This window comes from Microbacterium trichothecenolyticum (assembly GCF_000956465.1).
Lineage (GTDB): Bacteria > Actinomycetota > Actinomycetes > Actinomycetales > Microbacteriaceae > Microbacterium > Microbacterium trichothecenolyticum.
In genome coordinates this window covers 26,274-47,167 of record NZ_JYJA01000032.1, presented here as the reverse complement: position 1 = coordinate 47,167, position 20,894 = coordinate 26,274, and the positions used below count along the sequence as shown (strand labels likewise).

Here is a 20,894-nt window from a genome sequence, read left to right as displayed (position 1 = left end):
CTACGGCGACGCCGCCCCGCACGCTTCTCCGATCCTGCTCGGTTCCGATTCAGGCGTAGCGGGTCGGGCGAGTGAGGATCTTCGCGACGCAGAGCGGCATCGCCTCGGCGGCGTCGTGCGGGCGCGAACGGTACGAGCTCGGGGTCTCACCCACGATCTCGGTGAACGTCGAACTGAACGAGCCCAGGGAGGTCGCGCCGACGGCGGTGCAGGCATCCGTCACCGACATGCCCTCGCGCAGAAGTGCCATGGCTCGCTCGATGCGCCGGGTCATCAGGTACGCATAGGGCGTCTCACCGTACGCGGCCTTGAACTCGCGCGAGAAGTGGGCGGGCGACATGAGGGCCTTCGTCGCCATCGTCGGCACGTCGAGGGGCTGCGCGTAGTCGCGGTCCATGAGGTCGCGCGCGCGGCGAAGGTGCGCGAGAGTCTGGGTCGACTGTGCCGTCTGTGTTCTCTGGGGGACGGATGCCACGGCCTCACGCTACCCGGATCGACGGCCTCCCGCCGCGCTTCGACGACCTCGGCGACCCGGGTTTCGGCGACCGGGCGCGTGTCTTCGGCGTCAGGCCGTGGGGATCGTCACGATGGGATCGGACGACGGCTCCCCCGTGGGCGAGCCGCCCTGGGGCTCGATCGTCACGGCGATCACGTCGCCTGCTTCCATCGCTCCTTCGAGCAGCGCAGTCGTCGTCCCGTCCGTCGGCTCGAACACCCCCGCGGGCACCGCGGCGCCATCGCGCACGAACCAGAGCTCGAAGCTCTCGTCGTCCGCGATCTGCGGCAGTCCCTGCGACACCAGCACGACCTTGCCGACGGATTCCGCCCAGTGCGCAGTGGACGTCCCGCCGTCCGCGACCTCGACCGTCGCCGACCGGGCATCGGGGGCGTCCTCGATCTGCTGCAGCGCCACGACCTCCGGCGGCCGGGTCATGTACTCGTTGATCTGCACGGCCCCGAGGCCTAGTGCGACGAGCAGCACCAGGGAGGCGGCGAGCGCCAGGATGCCCCGCGTCCAGCGACGCCGCGAGACCGCCTGGATCACCGCCGTCGGCGGGGGCGGCTCGACGGGCGATTCGTCTCCGTGCCGTTCCGGTGCCGGCGGCGGGGCCGGCGTCCACCGGTCCACGGGCTCCGCCGTCGCGGCCACAGCCGCGTCCATCGCGGGCAGCTGCGGAGTCGTCGCGATCCGCGAGAGCAGCGTGGAGCGCAGAGTGAGCGGAGGCACGGCGTCGGAGACGGTGTCGGCGAGCGCCGCGGCGGTGGCGGCATCCGTGTCGATCCAGTGCTCCCATTCGGGGTGCTCGCGGCGCGCCGCCTCGAAGGCCGCGCGGTCGTCAGGCGACAGCGCGTTCAGCGCGGCGCCTGCGGCGAGCTCGGCGAACTCCTGCTCGTCCATCACGCGGCCACCCCCATCTCGGCCCGGAGGCGCGACAGGCCGTCCCGCATCCTCGTCTTGATCGTCCCCAGCGGCGCCCCCACCAGGGCGGCGATCTCGCTCTGACTGTAACCCCCGTAATACGCGAGGGTGAGCGCCTCCCGCTGGGCGTCGGGAAGCCCCGACAGCGCCGCCGCCACCTTCTCCCCCTCGATGCGGAGCTCGACCTGCTCCGCGACCCCGTCGTGGGCGACGTCGAGGTCTCGGAAGCCCGCGCGCACGTCGCGATCCGTGCTCGCCTGCGACGACCTCACGCGGTCGACGGCCCGGCGGTGCGCGATCGTCAGCACCCACGATCTTCCCTGCCCTCTGTTCGGAGCGAACCGCGCAGCGGATTGCCACACCTCGAGGAAGACCTCCTGCAGCACCTCCTCGCTCTGCGCGCGATCGACGAGAACGCGCAGGATCAGACCGAACACCCGGGGGGACAGCAGATCGTAGAGGCGGGCGAAGGCGACCTGGTCCCCGCCCGCGGTGCGCTCGAGAAGCTGTGCGACGCGGTCGACGGGCTTCGTGCCGTCGTCCGGCACGTCGATCCCGTCGATCACCATGTCCACCAGCATGCCTTACGCACCCCCCTCCGCCCCGCCGTGGCCTCGCCCGCGGGTGAACGAGTACACTTCCACGCCCGGCGGCGTCCCGACGTCGAGAACATGAACGGCGGCCGCCCCTGCACCCGGTGCCAGCGAGCCGTCAAGCGTCGTGAGTTGTTCGCACCGGGTTCGCATTCGGATTGCCACGACGAGAACCGGATGCCTCGGCCCCGGGCGGCAGCATCCGTTCTCGTCGGATCTGCAATCCGATGCGGCGAGCCCTCCGAACAGTCCGTGTAGCCGCTTCTGCGGCACGCTCCCCGCACCGGGGACACGCACAGACCGCGGTCCGAGGACCGCACTGAGGAGGAAGACATGTCTCGCATCACCCGGAAGCGTGTGTCGGCAGGGCTCATGCTCGCCGTCGCCGCGACCTTCGCGCTTTCCGCCTGTTCGATGGGCGGATCGACCGCAGCACCCACGACCGAACCTTCGACCCCGTCCATGGAGGCCAGCGAGGAGCCCATGACGGCCGATCCCGCCGCCGACCTCGTCGGACCCGGCTGCGCGGCGTACGCCGAGGCCGTGCCGGATGGCGACGGATCGATCGAGGGCATGTCGGCGGATCCGGTCGCGGTCGCGGCATCCAACAATCCGATGCTGACGACGCTCACCGCCGCCGTGAGCGGGCAGCTCAATCCCGACGTGAACCTCGTCGACACCCTGAACGGCGACGAGTTCACCGTGTTCGCGCCGGTGGACGACGCGTTCGCGAAGATCGACCCCGCCACCATCGAGTCGCTGAAGACCGACAGCGCGACGCTGACGTCGATCCTCACGTACCACGTGGTCCCGGGACGGATCGAGCCGGCGGACATCGCGGGCACGCACACCACGGTGCAGGGGTCCGACCTCGAGGTCACGGGCGAGGGCGACATGTGGAAGGTCAATGACGCCAACGTGATCTGCGGCGGCGTGCAGACCGCCAACGCCACCGTGTACCTCATCGACGCGGTCCTGATGCCTCCGGCTCAGTGACCGAACGCCGGCGTCACGCCGGCCATGTGGGGGGCGGCGCGGCCGCCGGCGCTGCGAGGTGCGCCGGCGGCCGCGCTGCACGCGCTTGCACGTCGGGGGAGGCTCGTCAACCCCTCAGTCGGCGAGGAGGGCAGTCCGTACCGTGGAACAAGGCCCGATGCGGCGCCGGAGGGGTGCGCGCAACGGGTGGGAGGACATGTGACTGACCTGCTCGCGTCCGGAGAGATCGCCACCGGCGAGCTCTTGGACGGGCGCTACCTGCTGCGGGAACGCATCGGAGAAGGCGGCATGGCGCGGGTGTATCGCGCCGACGACACCCATCTGCAGCGTGCCGTCGCCGTGAAGGTGTTCCGTGAGCCGACCGACGCCATCGGCTCCGTCGAGCGCGCCCTGTCCGAGACGACGCTCCTCGCCTCCCTCAGCCATCATTCGCTCGTCACCGTGTTCGATGCCCGGGTCGGCACGGATGAGAGCAGCTATCTGGTCATGGAACTCGTCGACGGCATCACGCTGCGCGACCTGATCGCACGAGGACCCGTCGATCCCCGCGTGGTCGCCTCGATCGCGATCGACATCGCGGAAGGGCTCCACGTGGCACACGACCACGGGGTCGTGCACCGCGACATCAAGCCTTCCAACGTGCTCCTGTGGTCCTCGCCGCGGCCCGGGTGGGAGTGGCGCGCGAAGCTCGCCGATTTCGGCATCGCCTACCTGATGGACTCGGCCCGGGTGACCACCCCGGGCGTCATCGTGGGCACGATGGCGTATGTCGCGCCGGAGCAGGCTCGAGGTGTCGCGCCGGCGCCACCCGCCGACATCTATGCCTTCGGTCTGCTGCTCATCGAGGCGCTGACGGGCGAGCGCCCGTTCGGGGAGGCCGAGGGCATCGGCACGGTCATGGCGCGACTGTCGGCGGCGCCGAGGATCCCGGAGTCCCTCCATCCGGCATGGCAGGGTCTGCTGCGCGGGATGACCGCGATCCGCCCCGACGATCGGCCGACGGCGCTCGAGATCGTCGCCACGGCGTCACGCCTGGCAGCGATGGAGAACACCATCGCCCGCGAGAACGCCGACCCGTCGACCGCGCCGATCGCCACGATCGCCACGGGCCCCACTCAGGTCTTTCCCCAGCCGGCACCCGCATCGCCTCCCGTCGCGCCCGGAGCGCTGCGCCGCGATGCCCGCATGTCGGTGGCCCGTCTGAGGATTGCCGAGGGGACGGATGCTGCCGCACCGGCACCGGTCCTCCCCACTGTCCGGGACGACGAGCGTCGTCCCTCGCGTCGGACGCTGCTGATCGGCGCAGTGCTCGCGGCGCTCCTTGCGATCGGGATCGCCCTCGGCACGCTCTGGCTGGCGAACAGCTGGGCTGCGGAACCCGAGCCCGCGCCGACTTCCCCCGTCGAGCAGGTTTCCCCGGCACCGACGGAGAACGCTCCGGTCGAGGAAGCACCGGCGAACGCGCCCGCCGAGGAGGTCACTCCCGACGTGGCGCCGCCGGCGGACACCGGTGGAGGCGGGAGCGACAACAGCGGACCCGGCAACAACAACGGCAACGGCAATGGGAACGGGAATGGCAGCGGCCCCGGCAGCAACAGCGGGAACGGAAACGGCAACGGGAACCGCTGACCGAGCTATCGGTCCATCGCTCGGCGCATCGCCTCAGACCGCCAGTTCACGCCGCCCCGCTCGAGCGTCACGATCGCGTGGCAGTTGCGACACCGGACATCGCACTTGGCGATCTCCTCTTCGAGCTTGGCGATGCTGAAGCCTTCCCGCACCATTGCCATGACGTCCTTGCGTTTCCCGTCGCCGGGTCGATGATCGAAATCGAGCACGCGCAAGTCACCGATCCCGCAGTCGACGCACGGGTGCTCGCGGAGATATACGGCGAGGAAGGCTTTCGCCGCCGCGCGACGCATTGCCGTGCGTTCCACGATGACCTGCACATGCCGCTCGCGATTGCGGGCGTAGTAGGCGCGGGAAGACTCGCGATTGCAGTGTCGGCAGACCTCCTGCAGACCATCGGCACGCGCGGACTTCCGGTTGAACTCCGTGAGGGGCTTGAACTCACGGCACGTCCCGCAGCGTCTCAGCACGTTGGTCGGCCTCCTCGCCTGGATCGAACATCAGCATCGCCGATCGTAGAGCCGGGCACCGACGCTCCGAGCATCGCTCTCGGATTGCTAGGGTGGACAGGCCCCTATAGCTCAGTTGGTTAGAGCAACGGACTTCAACAGAACAAAATGGAGCGCCGGCGCAGAAATGCGTCGGATGACCGCCGCTATATGCTGGGACGCCCTGAGAGCCCGAGGTACTCGCCGGAGACGGCAGTGACAATCCGAGGGATTGGGTAATCAGCAGGTAACCGCAAGGGAACCTCAGAGACTACACGCGGCGCACCTGACCGGTCCGGCCGAAGGTGAAGATATAGTCCAGACTGCAAGCCGGAGACGGTGGCTGGGGAAAGCCCAGTGCAGCAGGTTAATCCGTGGGTCCAGGGTTCGAGTCCCTGTGGGGGCACCACTTCCACTCGATCGAGCGGCCGTCCAGCCGTCTGTTTCCGGCGCGCCCCCCTGGTGCAACATCCGGACGTTTCGCTAGGGTCCGAGTCATGACGCCCCAGATCGGTGTGGACGGTCCGGCTTCCGACGCCTTACTGCGCGCAGGGCGGTTCTTCACGAGGTGGGACGAAACCGCCGATCATCGTGCCGCCTTCCTCGAAGGCGGGCGCGAGGGCGACGCGTTCTACCGCGATCGGTGGAGCCACGACAAGGTCGTCCGGTCGACGCACGGCGTGAACTGTACGGGCTCCTGTTCGTGGAAGGTGTACGTCAAGGACGGCATCATCACGTGGGAGGCCCAGGAGACCGACTATCCGAGCGTCGGCCCCGACCGTCCCGAGTACGAGCCCCGCGGGTGTCCCCGCGGGGCTGCTTTTTCGTGGTACACCTACTCCCCCACCCGCGTGCGCTACCCGTACATCCGGGGCGTGCTGCTCGAGGAATACCGCGCGGCGAAGGCCCGCACCGGTGACCCGGTGCTCGCTTTCGGCGAGATCACGAAGAACCCCGAGACGCGCCGCCGCTACCAGCAGGCGCGCGGCAAGGGGGGTCTCGTGCGCGCGTCATGGCGCGAGGCGGTCGAGCTCGTCGCCGCCGGGTACGTGCACACGATCAAGGAGTACGGCCCCGACCGGGTGGCGGGCTTCTCGCCGATCCCGGCGATGTCGATGGTGTCGCACTGCATCGGCACGCGCTTCACGCAGCTCGTCGGCGGCGTGATGACGTCGTTCTACGACTGGTACGCCGACCTCCCGGTCGCGAGCCCGCAGGTGTTCGGCGATCAGACCGATGTTCCCGAGTCCGGTGACTGGTGGGACGCCACGTACCTGATGATGTGGGGCTCGAACGTGCCGGTCACCCGCACGCCCGACGCGCATTGGATGGCCGAGGTGCGCTACCGCGGCACGAAGGTGGTCACGGTCAGCCCTGACTACGCCGACAACACGAAGTTCGCCGACGAATGGCTGCCTTGCCAGGCCGGCACCGACGCGGCACTCGCGATGGCGATGGGCCACGTGGTACTCAAGGAGAACTACGTCGACCGCCGCGTGCCGTTCTTCGCCGACTTCGCGCGCCAGTACACCGATCTCCCCCACCTCGTGCGGCTCACCGAGCGCGACGGCGCGTATGTTCCCGGCACGTTCGTCACTTCGAAAGACCTCGGCGGCGGCACCCCCGAAGACGAGTGGAAGACGGTGGTGCTGGATGCCGCGACCGGCACTGCGCGCGTGCCCAACGGCTCGATGGGCTTCCGGTACGCCGCGTCCGGCGAGGGTCGCTGGAACCTCGACCTCGAGGGCGTGGAACCGGCGCTGTCCATCGCCGACCTCCCCGCCGCAGCGGGAACTTCTGAGGCCGTGGAAGTTCTGCTCCCCCGCTTCGACTCCGCCGACGGCGAGGGAGCCGTGCTGCACCGAGGCGTCCCGGCGACGCGGGTGGGCGGCATCCTGGTGACGACCGTCCTCGACCTGATGCTCGCCCAGTACGGCGTCCCCCGTGACGGGCTGCCCGGCGACTGGCCGACCGGGCTCGACGACGCCGAGTCTCCGTACACGCCCGCGTGGCAGGAGGAGATCACCGGCGTGCCGGCGCAGGCGTGCACGCGCATCGCACGCGAGTTCGCGGCCAACGCCATCGAGTCGAACGGCCGCTCGATGATCATCATGGGCGCCGGCATCTGTCAGTGGTTCCACGGCGATGCGACGTACCGGGCGATCCTGGCGCTCCTGATCCTCACCGGGTCGATGGGGCGCAACGGCGGCGGCTGGGCGCACTACGTCGGGCAGGAGAAGTGCCGCCCGATCACCGGCTGGCTGTCGCTGGCGAACGCCCTCGACTGGAGCCGCCCGCCGCGGACGATGATCGGCACCGCGTACTGGTACATGCACACCGACCAGTGGCGCTTCGACGGTTACTCCGCCGACGCGCTGGCGTCGCCGCTGGCCGAGGGAAACCTCGCCGGCATGCACACCGCTGACACGATCGCCCAGTCCGCGCGCCTCGGCTGGATGCCGTTCTACCCCCAGTTCGACGTCAACCCGCTCGACCTCGCCGACCGGGCCGACGCGGCGGTGGCGAACGGAGAGGCGGCGGATGCCGCATCCTTCGTCGCCTCGCAGCTCTCCTCCGGCGAGCTGCAGCCCGCGATCGCCGACGTCGACGCGCCGGAGAACTGGCCGCGCCTGCTCACGCTGTGGCGGTCGAACCTCATGGGATCGAGCGCGAAGGGCAACGAGTACTTCCTCAAGTACCTGCTCGGCACGCACAACAACGTGATGGCGACGGACGAGGCGAGCGTGCGCCCGAACGACGTGAAGTGGCACGACGAGATCCCCGAGGGCAAGCTCGACCTGCTCGTGTCGGCCGACTTCCGCATGACCTCGACGACGCTGCTGTCGGACGTCGTCTTCCCGGCCGCGACCTGGTACGAGAAGCACGACCTGTCGTCGACCGACATGCACCCGTTCGTGCACGCCTTCACCCCGGCGATCGACCCGCCGTGGGAGGCGAAGAGCGACTTCGACCTGTTCCATGCGATCGCCGTCGAATTCTCGGCGCAGGCGCGCACCCACCTGGGTACGCGGAAAGACCTCGTCTCGGTGCCCATGCAGCACGACACCCCGGGCGAGACGTCGCAGCCCGGCGGCGAGGTGCGGGACTGGGCGCGCGGCGACACCGCCGGCATCCCGGGCAAGACCATGCCGCAGTTCACGGTCGTGGAGCGCGACTACACCGCGATCGCCGACAAGCTCGCCGCCGTCGGGCCTCTCGCCGACCAGCTCGGGTTCACGATCAAGAACGTGACCTACGACGTGGCGCACGAGGTCGAGCGGCTCGCCCAGAAGAACGGCGTCATGCTCGGGGGCGCAGCCGATGGCAGGCCCGCGATGGACACCGACGTCAAGATGGCCGAGGCGATCCTGGCGTTCTCGGGCACGACGAACGGCGAACTCGCGTCGCAGGGCTTCCGCACCCTCGAGAAGCGCGTGGGCAAGCCGCTCGCCGATCTCGCCGAGGGTTCCGAGGAGAAGCGCATCACGTTCGCGATGACGCAGGCGGCGCCGGTGCCGGTGATCACGTCGCCGGAGTGGTCCGGCTCCGAGACGGGCGGGCGCCGGTACGCGCCGTTCACCGTCAACATCGAGCGGCTCAAGCCCTTCCACACCCTCACCGGGCGCATGCACTTCTACCTCGACCACGCGTGGATGCGCGACCTCGGCGAGGCCCTGCCGATCTACCGCCCGCCGCTCGACATGCACCGCCTGTTCGGCGAGCCGAAGCTCGGCCCGAACGGCGAGCAGCAGGTCGTGGTGCGCTACCTCACGCCCCACTCGAAGTGGTCGATCCACTCCGAGTACCAGGACAACCTCTTCATGCTGTCGCTGTCGCGCGGCGGCCCCACGGTCTGGATGAGTCCGGCGGACGCCGCGGCCATCGGCGCCGCCGACAACGACTGGGTCGAGTGCGTGAACTCGAACGGCGTGCTCGTGGCGCGGGCGATCGTGTCGCATCGCATGCCCACCGGCGTCGTCTACGTGCACCACGCGCAGGAGCGCACGATCGACGTGCCGAAGTCCGAGGCGACCGGCCGGCGCGGAGGCATCCACAACTCCGTCACGAGGCTGCTCGTCAAACCGACGCACCTCATCGGCGGGTACGCGCAGCTGTCGTACACGTTCAACTATCTGGGGCCGACCGGCAATCAACGCGACATGGTGGCGACGGTGCGCCGTCGCTCGCAGGAGGTGGTGTTCTGATGCGCGTGATGGCCCAGATGGGCATGGTCATGAACCTCGACAAGTGCATCGGGTGCCACACCTGCTCGGTCACGTGCAAGCAGGCGTGGACGAACCGGGCCGGCACCGAATACGTCTGGTTCAACAACGTCGAGACCCGGCCCGGCCAGGGCTACCCGCGCCGCTACGAGGACCAGGAGCAGTGGCGCGGCGGGTGGACGCTCAACAAGCGCGGGCGACTGTCGCTGCGCACGGGCAGCCGCGCGAAGCGCCTGTTCTCGATCTTCTCGTCGCCGGTGCAGCCGAAGCTCGAGGACTACTACGAGCCCTGGACCTACGACTACGAGACGCTCATCGACGCGCCCCTCGGCGACGACTTCCCGGTCGCCCGGCCGAAGTCGCTCATCACCGGCGAGGACACGAAGATCACGTGGTCGGCGAACTGGGACGACGACCTCGGCGGCGCGAGCGAGATGGGCCATCTCGACCCGATCGTCGAGCGCGTGCGGCGCGAGTCGGAAGACAAGATCAAGCTGCAGTTCGAGAAGACGTTCATGTTCTACCTGCCGCGGATCTGCGAGCACTGCCTCAACCCGTCGTGCATGGCGTCGTGCCCGTCGGGCGCGATCTACAAGCGGGCCGAGGACGGCATCGTGCTCGTCGACCAGGACCGCTGCCGCGGCTGGCGCCAGTGCATCACCGGCTGCCCCTACAAGAAGATCTACTTCAACCACAAGACCGGCAAGGCCGAGAAGTGCACGCTGTGCTATCCGCGCCTCGAGGTCGGCATCCCCACCGTCTGCTCCGAGACGTGCGTCGGGCGCCTGCGCTACCTCGGCCTCTTCCTCTACGACGCCGACCGCGTCACCGAGGCGGCGTCGACACCCGACCCGAAGGACCTGTACGAGGCGCAGCTCGACCTCATGCTCGACCCGAACGACCCCGAGGTGATCGCGGCGGTCCGCGCACAGGGCGACATCCCCGACGACTGGATGGATGCCGCGCGCCGCTCGCCCGTCTACGCCCTGGCGAAGACCTACCGGGTGGCGCTGCCGCTGCACCCCGAGTACCGCACCATGCCGATGGTCTGGTACATCCCGCCGCTGTCGCCGATCGTCGACCTGCTGCGCGACCAGGGACACGACTCGGAGGCCGCCGGCACCCTCTTCGGCGCGATCGAGGCGCTGCGGATCCCCGTCGAGTACCTCGCCGAGCTCTTCACCGCGGGCGACACCGACATCATCACCGGCGTGCTGTGGCGCCTCGCCGCGATGCGCTCGTACCTGCGCGACATCACGCTCGAGCGTGAGCGCGACGAGTCGATCCCCGAGGCCGTCGGCATGACCGGCGAGTCCATCTACGCGATGTACCGGCTGCTCGCGATCGCCAAGTACGAGGACCGCTACGTCATCCCGACCGCCCACTACGAGCGCGCGCACGAGCTCGAGGAGCTCGGCTGCTCGCTCGACTTCGACGGCGGCCCGTACGGCAACGAGTCGGGCATGTTCGGCGAGGCCAGCGGCAGGCCGACGCCGGTCGCGGTGGAGACCTTCCACGCCCTCAAGGAACGCCAGACCTCCGACGCCGCCGCGAGCGGAGAGTCGCTGCGCGGCCGCGTCAACCTCCTCAACTGGGACGGCAACGGCGCACCGCCCGGTCTCTTCCCGCCGAAGGATGCGGCTCCGGATGCCTCGGCAGGGGGCTCGTCGTGAACGTCCGGGTGGTCTACCAGGCAGCGTCGCTGTGCCTGAGCTATCCGGATGACGGCGTGCTCGGCTCTGCCGCCCTGATCGGCCGCGCCGTGTCGGAGGCGGCGCCTCGGGCGGCAGCATCCTTCGCCCCTCTCCTCGAGTGGTGGGAGAAGACGCCGGCCTCCGAGGTGCAGACCGTGTACGTCGACACGTTCGACATGTCACGGCGCCACGCGCTGTACCTGAGCTACTGGACCGATGGCGACACGCGCCGGCGCGGCGCGGTGCTCGCCGATCTGAAGCGGCGGTACCGCGAGTCCGGGCTCACGATCGACGGCACGGGCGAGCTGCCCGATTTCCTGCCGCTCGTGCTCGAGTTCGCACGGCACGCGCCGGGCGAGGGCGCGGCGCTGCTGCAGGAGTACCGGCCCAGTCTCGAGCTCATCCGCCTCGCCCTCGCCGAGCGCGGCTCGCCGTACGCCGGCGTCGTCGCGGCGGTGTGCGACACGCTTCCCGGCCGCTCCCCCGCCGACCGCCAGCAGGCGATGGCGATGGCAGCCGCCGGACCGCCGCGCGAGTCCGTCGGCCTCGATGCCCACGACCCGCGGCTGCTGCCGCTCGAGCCGGTCGGGAGGCGCTGATGGACCTGTTCCTGTGGGGAGTCCTCCCCTACATCATGGTCGCGGTGCTCGTCGGCGGCACGATCTGGCGCTACCGCTACGACCAGTTCGGCTGGACCACGCGCTCGTCGCAGCTCTACGAGTCGCGGCTGCTGCGCATCGGCTCGCCGCTGTTCCACTTCGGCATCCTCGTCGTGATCATCGGCCACGTCATCGGCCTCGTGATCCCCAAGGCGTGGACCGACTTCTTCGGCATCTCGGATGAGATGTACCACCTCGCCGCGCTGGGTCTCGGCACCGTGGCGGGGATCGCGACGCTCGTCGGCGTCGGCATCCTGATCTACCGCCGCCGCACCACCGGACCGGTGTTCATGGCCACGACGAAGAACGACAAGACCATGTACGTCGTGCTGGTGGCCGCCATCGTCGCGGGCCTCGCGACCACGGTGCTGGGGGTCATCGGGCCCCACCAGGAGCTCACCTACCGCGACACGGTCTCGCCGTGGTTCCGGTCGCTGTTCGTCTTCCAGCCGAACATCGCCGCGATGAGCGAGGCGTCGCTCGACTACCAGATCCACACCGTGATCGGCATGGTGCTGTTCATGATCTGGCCGTTCACCCGGCTCGTGCATGCGTTCACGGCGCCGGTGCACTACCTGTTCCGCCCGTACATCATCTACCGCTCGCGCGACGGGCGGCCGACGACGGCGCGCGGGATCCGCCGCGGCTGGGCGCCCGTGGGCACCACCGACCGCACCCCCGACCGCAAGGCGACCACCACAGGCAAGACGGGAGGCACACGACGATGACGACGGATGCTGCGGCCACGGCCGCGACCGGGACCCAGGAACTGCCCGGCCGCACGAAGAACCTCCTGCTGGCACTGCTGGCCTTCACCATCACGTTCTGGGCGTGGAACCTGGTCGCACCGCTCGCGGTGCAGTACACGGCTGAGATGGGGCTGACCTCGACGGAGGCGTCGCTGCTCATCGCGACGCCGGTGCTGGTCGGATCGCTCGGCCGCATCCTCACCGGTGCGTTCACCGATCGCTTCGGCGGGCGCCTGATGTTCACGGTCCTGACGGCGGCGTCTGCCGTGCCCGTGGTACTGGTGGCCCTCGCCGGCGTGTGGGGGTCCTACGCGCTCATGATCGCCTTCGGGTTCCTGCTCGGCATCGCCGGCACGACCTTCGCGATCGGCATCCCCTTCGTGAACGCCTGGTACGAGCCGGCCAAGCGCGGCTTCGCCACGGGCCTCTTCGGCGCCGGCATGGGGGGCACCGCGCTGTCGTCGTTCTTCACGCCCCGCATGGTGGCGTGGTTCGGCTACGTCGCCACGCACCTCATCATCGCGGGCGCGCTGCTCGTGGTCGCGGTCATCGTCTGGCTCTTCATGCGGGATTCGCCGCTGTGGAAGCCGAACACCGCCCCCGTCATGCCCAAGCTCAAGGCGGCGTCGAAGCTCGCCGTCACGTGGCAGATGGCGTTCCTGTACGCCGTGACCTTCGGCGGCTTCGTCGCCTTCTCGACGTACCTCCCGACCTACCTCAAGGAGGTCTACGGGTACGACCTCGCCGACGCCGGCGCCCGCACCGCGGGCTTCGCGATCGCCGCGGTCATCGCACGACCGGTCGGCGGCTGGCTGTCGGACCGCATCGGGCCGGCGACCGTGCTCAGCATCTCGCTCAGCGGCGCGGCCGTGATGGCGGTGGTGATCGCGCTGCAGCCGCCGCCCGAGCTCGCTGCGGGAGCCTCGTTCGTCCTGATGGCGCTCTTCCTCGGGCTCGGCACCGGCGCGGTGTTCACGTGGGTGGCGCAGCGCGCACCGGCCGAACGGGTCGGCACCGTCACCGGAATCGTCGGTGCCGCGGGCGGGCTCGGCGGCTACTTCCCGCCGCTCGTGATGGGCGCGACCTACAACGCCGAGGCCCACAGCTACACGATCGGGCTCAGCCTGCTCTGCCTCACCGCCCTGGTCGCGCTGGGCTTCGTGATCTTCCTGGCCCGGCGGGAGCGGCGCGCGGCGAGATGAGCGACGGGGTGGTGGCGCCTGGTCAGCGGGCGATCGAGGCGGCGACGACCCAAGCGGCGATGCTGAGCACGAGCGCGATCAGCGGATACCAGAACGCCCGGTGCTTTCGGGACAGCGCGACGATGCCGGCGACGGCGCCGATCACCGCCAGGGCCAGCGGCAGGTAGCCGCCCAGCACGATCGCCACCGTGTTGTCATGGTTGCCGATCGCCCACACGAGCGAGACGAAGAAGAGCACCACCGCGGCGCCGACCGAGAATCCGATCAAGAGCAGAGTGGCGACGAGATCGCCGACGCTCCGCTCGGCGGGAGCAGACGCGCTCATCGGCCGAGCCCGATCTCGTAGTGCACGAACCCGGTGTGGGTCGCGACGCGATCGTAGAGGGCCCGCGCGGTGATGTTGGTCTCCTGCGTGAGCCAGTACACCTTCGCGGCGTCGTGCTCGCGCGCCCACTCGGTCACGTGGGCGATGAGGGCGCGCCCTGCGCCGCTGCCGCGGGTGTCGGGGGCGACGAAGAGGTCCTCGAGGTAGACGTAGGGCGCCGCCGACCACGTGGCCGCGTGCGTGAGCCAGTGGACGAAGCCGACGGCGCGCCCGTCGTCCGTCGCCACCGCCCCGTGGATCGGGAACTGCGGGTCGAGGAGGCGGCTCCATGTCAGCGCGGTCTGCTCGTCCGACACCTCGGACTCGTAGAACTCGATGTAGCCGCGCCAGAGCGGGAGCCAGGCGTCGCGGTCGGCAGGGGCGAGGGGGCGGATCTCAGTCACGAGCCCGAGAGTAGCCGGTCGCCGGCCTCAGGCGAGGGCGGTTCGGGCGGTGCGTCGCGCGTGCGCGCTGAGGTCGTCGCCGCGACGCGCCAGGAACTCCTCCAGCCGATCGCGGTCGACCCGCCCGATCTCGCGGAGAGCGACGCCGACGTTCGTCTGCACCAGGTGCTCGGGATCGTCCGCGAGGATCTCGCAGAGCGCGAGCGGGTCGTCGAGGTCGCGCGCGCGGATGATCGAGAAAGCCGCGGTGATGGCCGTGCGGCGGTGCCATCGGTCGTCGGAGCGCGCGAGCTCGAACAGCACGTCGCGCCGGCGGTCGAGCAGATGGAGCCCCACCACGCGCGGCGCGGACCGGTCGATGTAGTCCCACGTGTCGATGCGATCGAGACGCCGCATCCACAGTTCGTAGAGCGCCGCACGGTCGACGTCCTTCGTTCGCGCCTGGAAGTCGAGGATCGACACCGCCAGCATGCGCATCTCATACGCGTCCGAGTCGAGCAGCCGGTCGACCTCGGCGAGCGGCATCCGTGAATTCGCCTTCGCGATGTCGAACACGGTGCCCATGCGCACGCCGATCACCTCGGTGCGCGCATCGGTCATGCGCCGCTGGATCTTCGCGCGTTCGTCGACGGATGCTGCGCCCTCGAGCGCCGTGCGGACGCCCTCGGCGGTCGGCGCCCCCGGCTCAGTCACCGCCCTCGAGCCCCGACGGCCGCAGTTCGGCTCCGGCGTGCGCGAGCTCGGCGAGCGCCGCATCGCTGGATTCCGCCGCGACGCCGGCGATGAGGTCGGTGAGGACACGGACGTGCCTGCCGTGCTCGATGGCGTCCAGCGCCGAGGCCCGCACGCAGTAGTCGGTCGCGATTCCGGTGATGTCGACGTCGACCACGCCATGCTCCTCGAGGAGGTGCGCGACGGTCACGCCGTCGTCGGTCGTGCCCTCGAACAGCGAGTAGGCGGGCTTGCCCTGGCCCTTCTTGACGTGGTGGGTGACCGCCGACGTGTCGAGGCCGGGGTCGTACTCGGCGCCCTCGGTTCCGCTCACGCAGTGGACCGGCCAGGTGTCGACGAAGTCCGGCTCCGGGTGGAAGTGCCCGCCGTTGTCGCCCTCGGCGTGGTGCCAATCGCGCGAGGCGACGATCACGGCGTACTCCTCGGAGTGCGTCACGAGGAACTCCGAGATGCGCTGCGCGACGGCGTCCCCGCCCTCCACGGCCAGCGCACCACCCTCGGTGAAGTCGTTCTGGACGTCGACGATGAACAGCGCCTTGCTCATGGTTCGAGCGTACGCCTGTACTCCTCGCGAGTGAGCGGGTGCCCGTCGCCGGCCACGAGCTCGGGGTCGGTCTCGGCAGGCATCGGCGCATCGTGTGCGACAACTCCGCCAGGCACTGTCGCGGGAGCTGCCGCTGCGAGGGCGCCGGCTCTGCTCGGCGTGGGTGAGGCGGAGTTGCTGCCCGTGCCGGCGAGCGCCCCGGCATCCCGCCGCCAGAGCTTCGAAGGCCACCAGATCGCCTTGCCGATGTCGTACGAGAGCGCCGGCACCAGGAGTGACCGCACGATGAACGTGTCGAGCAGCACGCCGAAGGCGACGATGAACGCGATCTGCGCGAGGAACAGGATCGGGATGACACCGAGCGCCGCGAAGGTCGCCGCGAGCACGAGTCCCGCCGAGGTGATCACCCCGCCGGTGGCGACGAGGCCCCGGAGGATGCCGGGCCTCGTCCCGTGGACGAGCGACTCCTCACGCACCCGCGACATCAGGAAGATGTTGTAGTCCACGCCGAGCGCCACGAGGAACACGAAGCCGTACAGCGGCACGGCAGGATCCGCCCCCGGGAAGCCGAGCACCTCGTTGAAGACCAGCGCGCTGACGCCGAGCGCCGTCGCGAACGAGAGGATCACGGTGCCGATGAGCAGCACGGGCGCCAGGATCGAGCGCAGCAGCAGCATCAGGATGATGAGGATCACCGCGAGGATCACCGGGATGATCACCGTGCGGTCGCGCGTCGACGTGTCGTTCGTGTCGATGTCGGTCGCCGTCTCGCCGCCGACGACCGCGACGCCGGCGCCGAGCGTCTCGTCGAGGTCGGCGCGGAGGTCGCGGACGGTGTCCTCCGCCGCGACGGAGTCGGCAGCATCCGTGAGCGTCCCGATCACGAGCACATCGCCGGCTGAGACCGTCGGCGCGGGAGCGGGCGTGCCGGGCGGGCCGACCGCGGTGAGGACCGGCTCGCCGTCTTCGACCGTGACCTGCGCCTGCCCCGTCGGCGAGTCCTCCGAGGCGACCGACACCGACTCGATGCCGTCCGACGCCGCGAGAACGCCCACCGCATCGGCGAGTTCCTCTTCGGGCACGATCACGTAGACCGGCGAGCCGGAGCCTGCCGGGAAGTGCTCGGCGAGAACCTCCTGACCGTCGCGCGCCTCGGAGGAGCCGAGCACGAGGTCGCTGGTCGGCACGCCGTCGGCCTTGAGCTGAGTGATGCCCACCGCGCCCGCGAGCAGCACGATCGTGCATGCGATCCACACGATGCGCGCATGACGTGCGACGAAGCGCGCCTGGCGCGGCCAGAGGCCCTTGACCGGCTGCGTGAGGTCGTCGGGGATCATGGCGATCGGCTCCTTCGGAATGAAGGGCCAGAACGCCGCGCGGCCGCACAGTGCCAGGAGCGCCGGCAGGAAGGTCAGGGCCGACAGCATCGAGAACGCGATCCCGATGGACGCGATCGGGCCGAGCGCGCGGTTGGTCGCGAGGTCCGAGAGCAGCAGGCACAACAGGCCCGCGATGACCGTGCCGCCCGAGGCGAGGATCGGCTCGAAGGCTCCGCGCCACGCCGACAGCGTGGCATCCCATTTCGACATCCCCGTCGCGATGGATTCGCGGAACCGCGCGACGTACAGGAGGGCGTAGTCGGTCGCCGCACCGATCACGAGGATGAACAGGATTCCCTGCACCTGCCCGTTGAGCACGACGATGCCGGCGTACGCGAGCCACCACACGGTCAGCAGCGCAACGCACAGCGCGAAGATCGACGTCAGGAGCACCAGGACCGGCAGCAGCGGAGAGCGGTAGACGATCACGAGAATCAGGAACACCGCGATCAGCGCGACGCCGAGCAGGAGCCCGTCGATCCCCAGGAAGCCCTCGACGAGGTCGGCGGTGAAGCCCGCAGGCCCCGTGACCCAGCCCTCGAGCCCGGCCGGCAGGTCTTCGGACACGAGTGAGCGGATCTCTTCGACGGTCGGTCCGACCTCGCCCGAAGCGTCGATGGGCACGAAGATCTGCACCGCCTCGCCGTCCTCCGACGGAATCGGCGGCGACACGTCCTCCTGCACGCCCTCGACCTCGGCGATGTCGTCGGCGAGCGCCTGCACGTCGGCGATGTCGTCGTCCGAGAGCTCACCGTCCCCCGTGACCACGACCACCGCGGGGATGCTGTCGCCGCCGAGGAACCCGGCGAGCCTCTCATTCACCTGCGTCGCGTCCGCGCTCTCGGGCAGGAACGACGAGCGGTCGTTGCTCGACACCTCGTCGACCTTGCCGAAATACGGGCCGCCGATGGATCCCACGGCCAGCCAGACGAGGACGAGCAGGGCGGGGATGCCGATCCGCAGCCAGCCCGAGGGGCGACGGTTCGCGTGGTGGGGCGAAGTCATATCGCTAGCTTATCTAGCGAATTGGGTTGAGTTCGACCACTCGCCTGAGTTCGACCGTGCGAACTCCTCGGCCGCGCTCCTAGGCTGGGCGCCGATGCTCTCCGCCGCCATCGCCCTCGTGGGCGCCATCGTGTACGGCTCCGCGGACTTCCTGGGAGGCCTCGCCGCCCGACGCCTGCGCTCGATCGTGGTGACGGCGGTCGCCGCACTCTCGGGGCTCGCGGCCCTGCTGGTCGCCCAGCCGCTGTTCGACGGCGCGTGGTCGGCGCCCGACGTGGCGTGGGGCGTGCTCGGCGGCATCTTCAGCGTGGTCGCGATCGCGCTCCTGTACGCGTGCCTCGCGATCGGGCCGATGAGCATCCTGTCGCCGCTGACCGCGGTCGTGTCCGCCGTCGCCCCGATGCTGTGGGGGCTGCTCATGAACGGCGACGCGCTCGCGCCCGCAGGGTACGCCGGTCTCGGCGTGGCACTGGTCGCCGCCGTACTGGTGGGCTTCATCCCCGGGGAGAGGATCGTCCGGCCGAGCGCCCGAGGCTTGGCGATGGCCGTGGGCGCCGGCCTCGCCATCGGCGCGTTCCTCATCGCGCTCGATCAGACCTCGGACGACAGCGGACTCGTGCCGCTCGTGACGAGCCGCGCGACGAACGCCGTCGTGACGGGTGCCATCGTCGGCGGGCTCGCCCTCGCCGCCCTGCGCCGGGGTGAGCGCGCACGCTCGGTCCTCCCCGTCGCCGGGCTCCCCCTGGGCGCGACCCCGAGCGGGCACGCCGACCTCGAGCACGCGACGACAGGTGAAGGGCGGGTCGTCGCCTCGACACGTCAGGCGTGGTGGCTGGCGATCGCGTGCGGGATCGCGGACGCCGCGGCCAATGCCCTGGCCCTGTTCGCGCTGCGCACGGGCGAGCTGGCGGTGGTGTCGGCGCTCACCGCGCTCTACCCCGCCGGCACGATCCTGCTCGCCGCGATCGTGCTGCGGGAGCGGGTCGCCGGGGTGCAGTGGATCGGCCTCTGCCTCGCGCTGGCCGCCGGGGGCATGCTCGCCTTCGCGTAGGCCCCGGACCCGACCGGGATCGACGGATCAGCCTCGAACGAACAGCATCACGAGGGACGTCACGAGCGCCACCACCCCGAGCGCCAGCATCCCGATCGCGAGTCGCGTGACCGCCCGCACCGCCGGGGAACCGTGGGTCAGCCGCATGCGGTTCAGCGATCCGCGGCGCACGAAGATGTCGGCCATGTCGGAGTCGCCGATGTGGTGGTCCTGCTCGTGGGTGAGGTGCGCCTCGCCGACGCCGCCATCCTCGTCGAACCAGCGGACGAGTCGGCCGTTCGGACCGCTCTCGACGACCGCTCGCACCGGCAGCCACGTGCCGTCCAGGAGATACATGATGAGAGCGACGCCTGCGAGGAGTGCGCCCACGCCGAACCCGATCCACGAGAATATCTCGGCGAGGGCGTCGATCGCCTGAGACACCGCATCACCGTCCTTCGGATACGGAAAACGGCCGCTGCCCGCGGCCGTTCCGGTTCTGAGCCACCTAAGGGAATCGAACCCTTGACCTAATCATTACGAGTGATTCGCTCTGCCGACTGAGCTAAGGTGGCGGGCCTCGCTTGCGCGACGCACAAGCAACGATCTTACAGGGTCTCGAGAGTGCTCGCGAACCGCGGCGGCCGAGGCATCCGTTCCGGACCCGATCCCGCTTTCCGACGGACTCGGTGTCGACGTGTTACGCGCCGGTTCGAGATGACGCATGGCGCCCACGTAGGTTCGAACCCGGTCCGCGACGAAGCGTGCGCGGTCCGTGGATCGTGCGCGCGGTCACAAGCCCGAGACGGGCCTCGATCCACAGGAGCACTCACATGTCCACGTCCAAGAAGCTCACCGCAGCAGCAGCACTCGCGCTTCCCCTCGCACTCCTCCTCGCCGGTTGCGCCGGCACCGGAACGGATGCTGCCACCGGCGCCTCCGACGAGAACGAGGTGGTCCGCATCGGCGTCGTCGACTCCGGCGATCCGTACTGGGAGACGTACAAGGAGGCCGCCGCGGACGAGGGCATCGAGGTGGAGCTCGTGAACTTCAGCGAGTACACGCAGCCCAACCCCGCCCTCTCGGCGGGCGAGCTGGACCTGAACCAGTTCCAGCACATCATCTACCTCGCGACCTACAACGTGCAGAGCGACGACGACCTCCAGCCGATCGGCGCCACGGCGATCTACCCGCTCGGGCTGTACTCGTCGCAGTACGAGTCGACCGACGACATTCCCGAAGGCTCCACGGTCGCCGTCCCCAACGACGAGTCGAACCAGGCGCGCGGTCTTCTCGTACTGCAGTCGGCCGGCCTCATCGAGCTGAAGGACGGCGGCTCGGTCTTCTCGACCGTCGCGGACGTGCTGCCCGAGTCGAAGGTCAAGGTCGAGGCACTCGACGCCGCATTCACCGCCACGTCGCTTCCCGACGTGGCCGCGGCGATCGTGAACAACGACTTCCTCGCCGACGCGAACCTCACCCCCGAGGACGCCATCGCCACGGACGACCCGACCGACCCGAGCGCGTTCCCCTACATCAACATCTTCGCGGCGAAGGCCGAGGACGCCGACAACCCGACGTACCTGAAGCTCGTCGAGATCTACCAGAACACGCAGGACGTCCTCGATGGCGTCGTCGAGGCGTCGGGCGGCACCGCCGTGCTGGTGAAGACCCCGGTGGACGAGCTCGTGACGTCGCTCACCGACGTCGAGGACGACATCCGCGCCAACTCGTAAGACACCGCCGACTGCGGCACCGCATGTGCGGCCCGTTCGCGCCTCGT

General features: G+C 69.8%; 19 protein-coding genes and 1 tRNA gene. 9 read left to right on the top strand and 11 right to left on the bottom strand.

The features are described from left to right. Positions 1-49: 49 nt before the first annotated feature. The 3 genes from RS82_RS07895 to sigK form a co-directional block, all read right to left on the bottom strand. On the bottom strand, positions 50-397 hold the full coding sequence (locus RS82_RS07895) for a helix-turn-helix transcriptional regulator (protein WP_045298308.1): 348 nt from the start codon (positions 395-397) through the stop codon (positions 50-52). Positions 398-565: 168 nt separating this feature from the next. Further along, a complete protein-coding gene (locus RS82_RS07890; protein WP_045298060.1) occupies positions 566-1,399 on the bottom strand; it encodes an anti-sigma factor in 834 nt (277 codons plus the stop codon). Then, positions 1,399-2,001 carry an ECF RNA polymerase sigma factor SigK gene (sigK, locus tag RS82_RS07885; protein ID WP_211255888.1) on the bottom strand — a complete coding sequence of 201 codons (603 nt, stop codon included), beginning with the start codon at positions 1,999-2,001 and terminating at the stop codon, positions 1,399-1,401. The genes RS82_RS07890 and sigK overlap by 1 nt, the downstream gene beginning before the upstream one ends. 345 nt (positions 2,002-2,346) lie before the next feature. Here sigK and RS82_RS07880 point away from each other — a divergent pair, with 345 nt between their 5' ends. Then, entirely contained in the window at positions 2,347-3,009 is a 663-nt protein-coding gene (locus RS82_RS07880) for a fasciclin domain-containing protein (protein ID WP_045298058.1), read from the top strand. 198 nt (positions 3,010-3,207) lie between these two features. Next, entirely contained in the window at positions 3,208-4,638 is a 1,431-nt protein-coding gene (locus tag RS82_RS07875) for a serine/threonine-protein kinase (RefSeq protein ID WP_045298056.1), read from the top strand. A gap of 5 nt (positions 4,639-4,643) precedes the next feature. On the opposite strand, the gene RS82_RS07870 is transcribed toward RS82_RS07875, so the two are convergent. Further along, positions 4,644-5,108: a hypothetical protein gene (locus RS82_RS07870; protein WP_045298054.1), complete on the bottom strand. Its 465-nt coding sequence runs from the start codon at positions 5,106-5,108 to the stop codon at positions 4,644-4,646. 515 nt (positions 5,109-5,623) lie between these two features. On the opposite strand from RS82_RS07870, the gene RS82_RS07865 reads away from it, so the two are divergent. The 5 genes from RS82_RS07865 to RS82_RS07845 are packed head-to-tail and all read left to right on the top strand — an operon-like array spanning position 5,624 to position 13,653. After that, entirely contained in the window at positions 5,624-9,331 is a 3,708-nt protein-coding gene (locus tag RS82_RS07865; RefSeq protein WP_045298052.1) for a nitrate reductase subunit alpha, read from the top strand. Further along, positions 9,331-11,022, top strand: coding sequence for a nitrate reductase subunit beta (narH, locus tag RS82_RS07860; protein ID WP_045298050.1), 1,692 nt, complete (start codon positions 9,331-9,333; stop codon positions 11,020-11,022). The genes RS82_RS07865 and narH overlap by 1 nt, the downstream gene beginning before the upstream one ends. After that, positions 11,019-11,642 carry a nitrate reductase molybdenum cofactor assembly chaperone gene (narJ, locus tag RS82_RS07855; RefSeq protein WP_045298048.1) on the top strand — a complete coding sequence of 208 codons (624 nt, stop codon included), beginning with the start codon at positions 11,019-11,021 and terminating at the stop codon, positions 11,640-11,642. The genes narH and narJ overlap by 4 nt, the downstream gene beginning before the upstream one ends. Beyond that, positions 11,642-12,430 (top strand): respiratory nitrate reductase subunit gamma, encoded by a 789-nt coding sequence (gene narI, locus RS82_RS07850; RefSeq protein ID WP_045298046.1) that lies wholly within the window; start codon positions 11,642-11,644, stop codon positions 12,428-12,430. Before narJ ends, narI begins: the two co-directional genes overlap by 1 nt. Beyond that, positions 12,427-13,653, top strand: coding sequence for a nitrate/nitrite transporter (locus RS82_RS07845; protein WP_045298044.1), 1,227 nt, complete (start codon positions 12,427-12,429; stop codon positions 13,651-13,653). The genes narI and RS82_RS07845 overlap by 4 nt, the downstream gene beginning before the upstream one ends. A 22-nt stretch (positions 13,654-13,675) precedes the next feature. On the opposite strand, the gene RS82_RS07840 is transcribed toward RS82_RS07845, so the two are convergent. Genes RS82_RS07840 through RS82_RS07820 form a run of 5 tightly spaced genes read right to left on the bottom strand, consistent with a single transcriptional unit; the run spans position 13,676 to position 18,081 of the window. Continuing rightward, on the bottom strand, positions 13,676-13,978 hold the full coding sequence (locus RS82_RS07840; protein ID WP_045298043.1) for a hypothetical protein: 303 nt from the start codon (positions 13,976-13,978) through the stop codon (positions 13,676-13,678). Continuing rightward, complete coding sequence (locus RS82_RS07835; protein ID WP_045298042.1) at positions 13,975-14,421, bottom strand: GNAT family N-acetyltransferase; 447 nt, start codon at positions 14,419-14,421, stop codon at positions 13,975-13,977. The genes RS82_RS07840 and RS82_RS07835 overlap by 4 nt, the downstream gene beginning before the upstream one ends. Positions 14,422-14,448: 27 nt before the next feature. Beyond that, the gene (locus RS82_RS07830; protein ID WP_045298041.1) at positions 14,449-15,114 is read right to left on the bottom strand and encodes a DNA alkylation repair protein; all 666 of its coding nucleotides are present in this window, start codon (positions 15,112-15,114) and stop codon (positions 14,449-14,451) included. Further along, positions 15,107-15,697 (bottom strand): isochorismatase family protein, encoded by a 591-nt coding sequence (locus RS82_RS07825; RefSeq protein ID WP_045298040.1) that lies wholly within the window; start codon positions 15,695-15,697, stop codon positions 15,107-15,109. The genes RS82_RS07830 and RS82_RS07825 overlap by 8 nt, the downstream gene beginning before the upstream one ends. Next, entirely contained in the window at positions 15,694-18,081 is a 2,388-nt protein-coding gene (locus RS82_RS07820) for an MMPL family transporter (protein ID WP_045298039.1), read from the bottom strand. The genes RS82_RS07825 and RS82_RS07820 overlap by 4 nt, the downstream gene beginning before the upstream one ends. Positions 18,082-18,175: 94 nt before the next feature. Between RS82_RS07820 and RS82_RS07815 the strand changes: the two genes are divergently transcribed. Then, positions 18,176-19,132 carry an EamA family transporter gene (locus RS82_RS07815; RefSeq protein ID WP_045298038.1) on the top strand — a complete coding sequence of 319 codons (957 nt, stop codon included), beginning with the start codon at positions 18,176-18,178 and terminating at the stop codon, positions 19,130-19,132. A 27-nt stretch (positions 19,133-19,159) separates the two neighbouring features. Here the strand turns inward: RS82_RS07815 and RS82_RS07810 are convergent, their stop codons facing one another. Together RS82_RS07810 and RS82_RS07805 are read right to left on the bottom strand one after the other, a co-directional pair. Next, positions 19,160-19,555 (bottom strand): hypothetical protein, encoded by a 396-nt coding sequence (locus tag RS82_RS07810; protein WP_045298304.1) that lies wholly within the window; start codon positions 19,553-19,555, stop codon positions 19,160-19,162. Between the two features lie 58 nt (positions 19,556-19,613). Then, positions 19,614-19,686, bottom strand: a tRNA-Thr gene (locus RS82_RS07805). A gap of 258 nt (positions 19,687-19,944) precedes the next feature. Between RS82_RS07805 and RS82_RS07800 the strand changes: the two genes are divergently transcribed. Beyond that, complete coding sequence (locus RS82_RS07800) at positions 19,945-20,847, top strand: MetQ/NlpA family ABC transporter substrate-binding protein (protein WP_045298037.1); 903 nt, start codon at positions 19,945-19,947, stop codon at positions 20,845-20,847. The last annotated feature ends 47 nt before the right edge of the window (positions 20,848-20,894 follow it).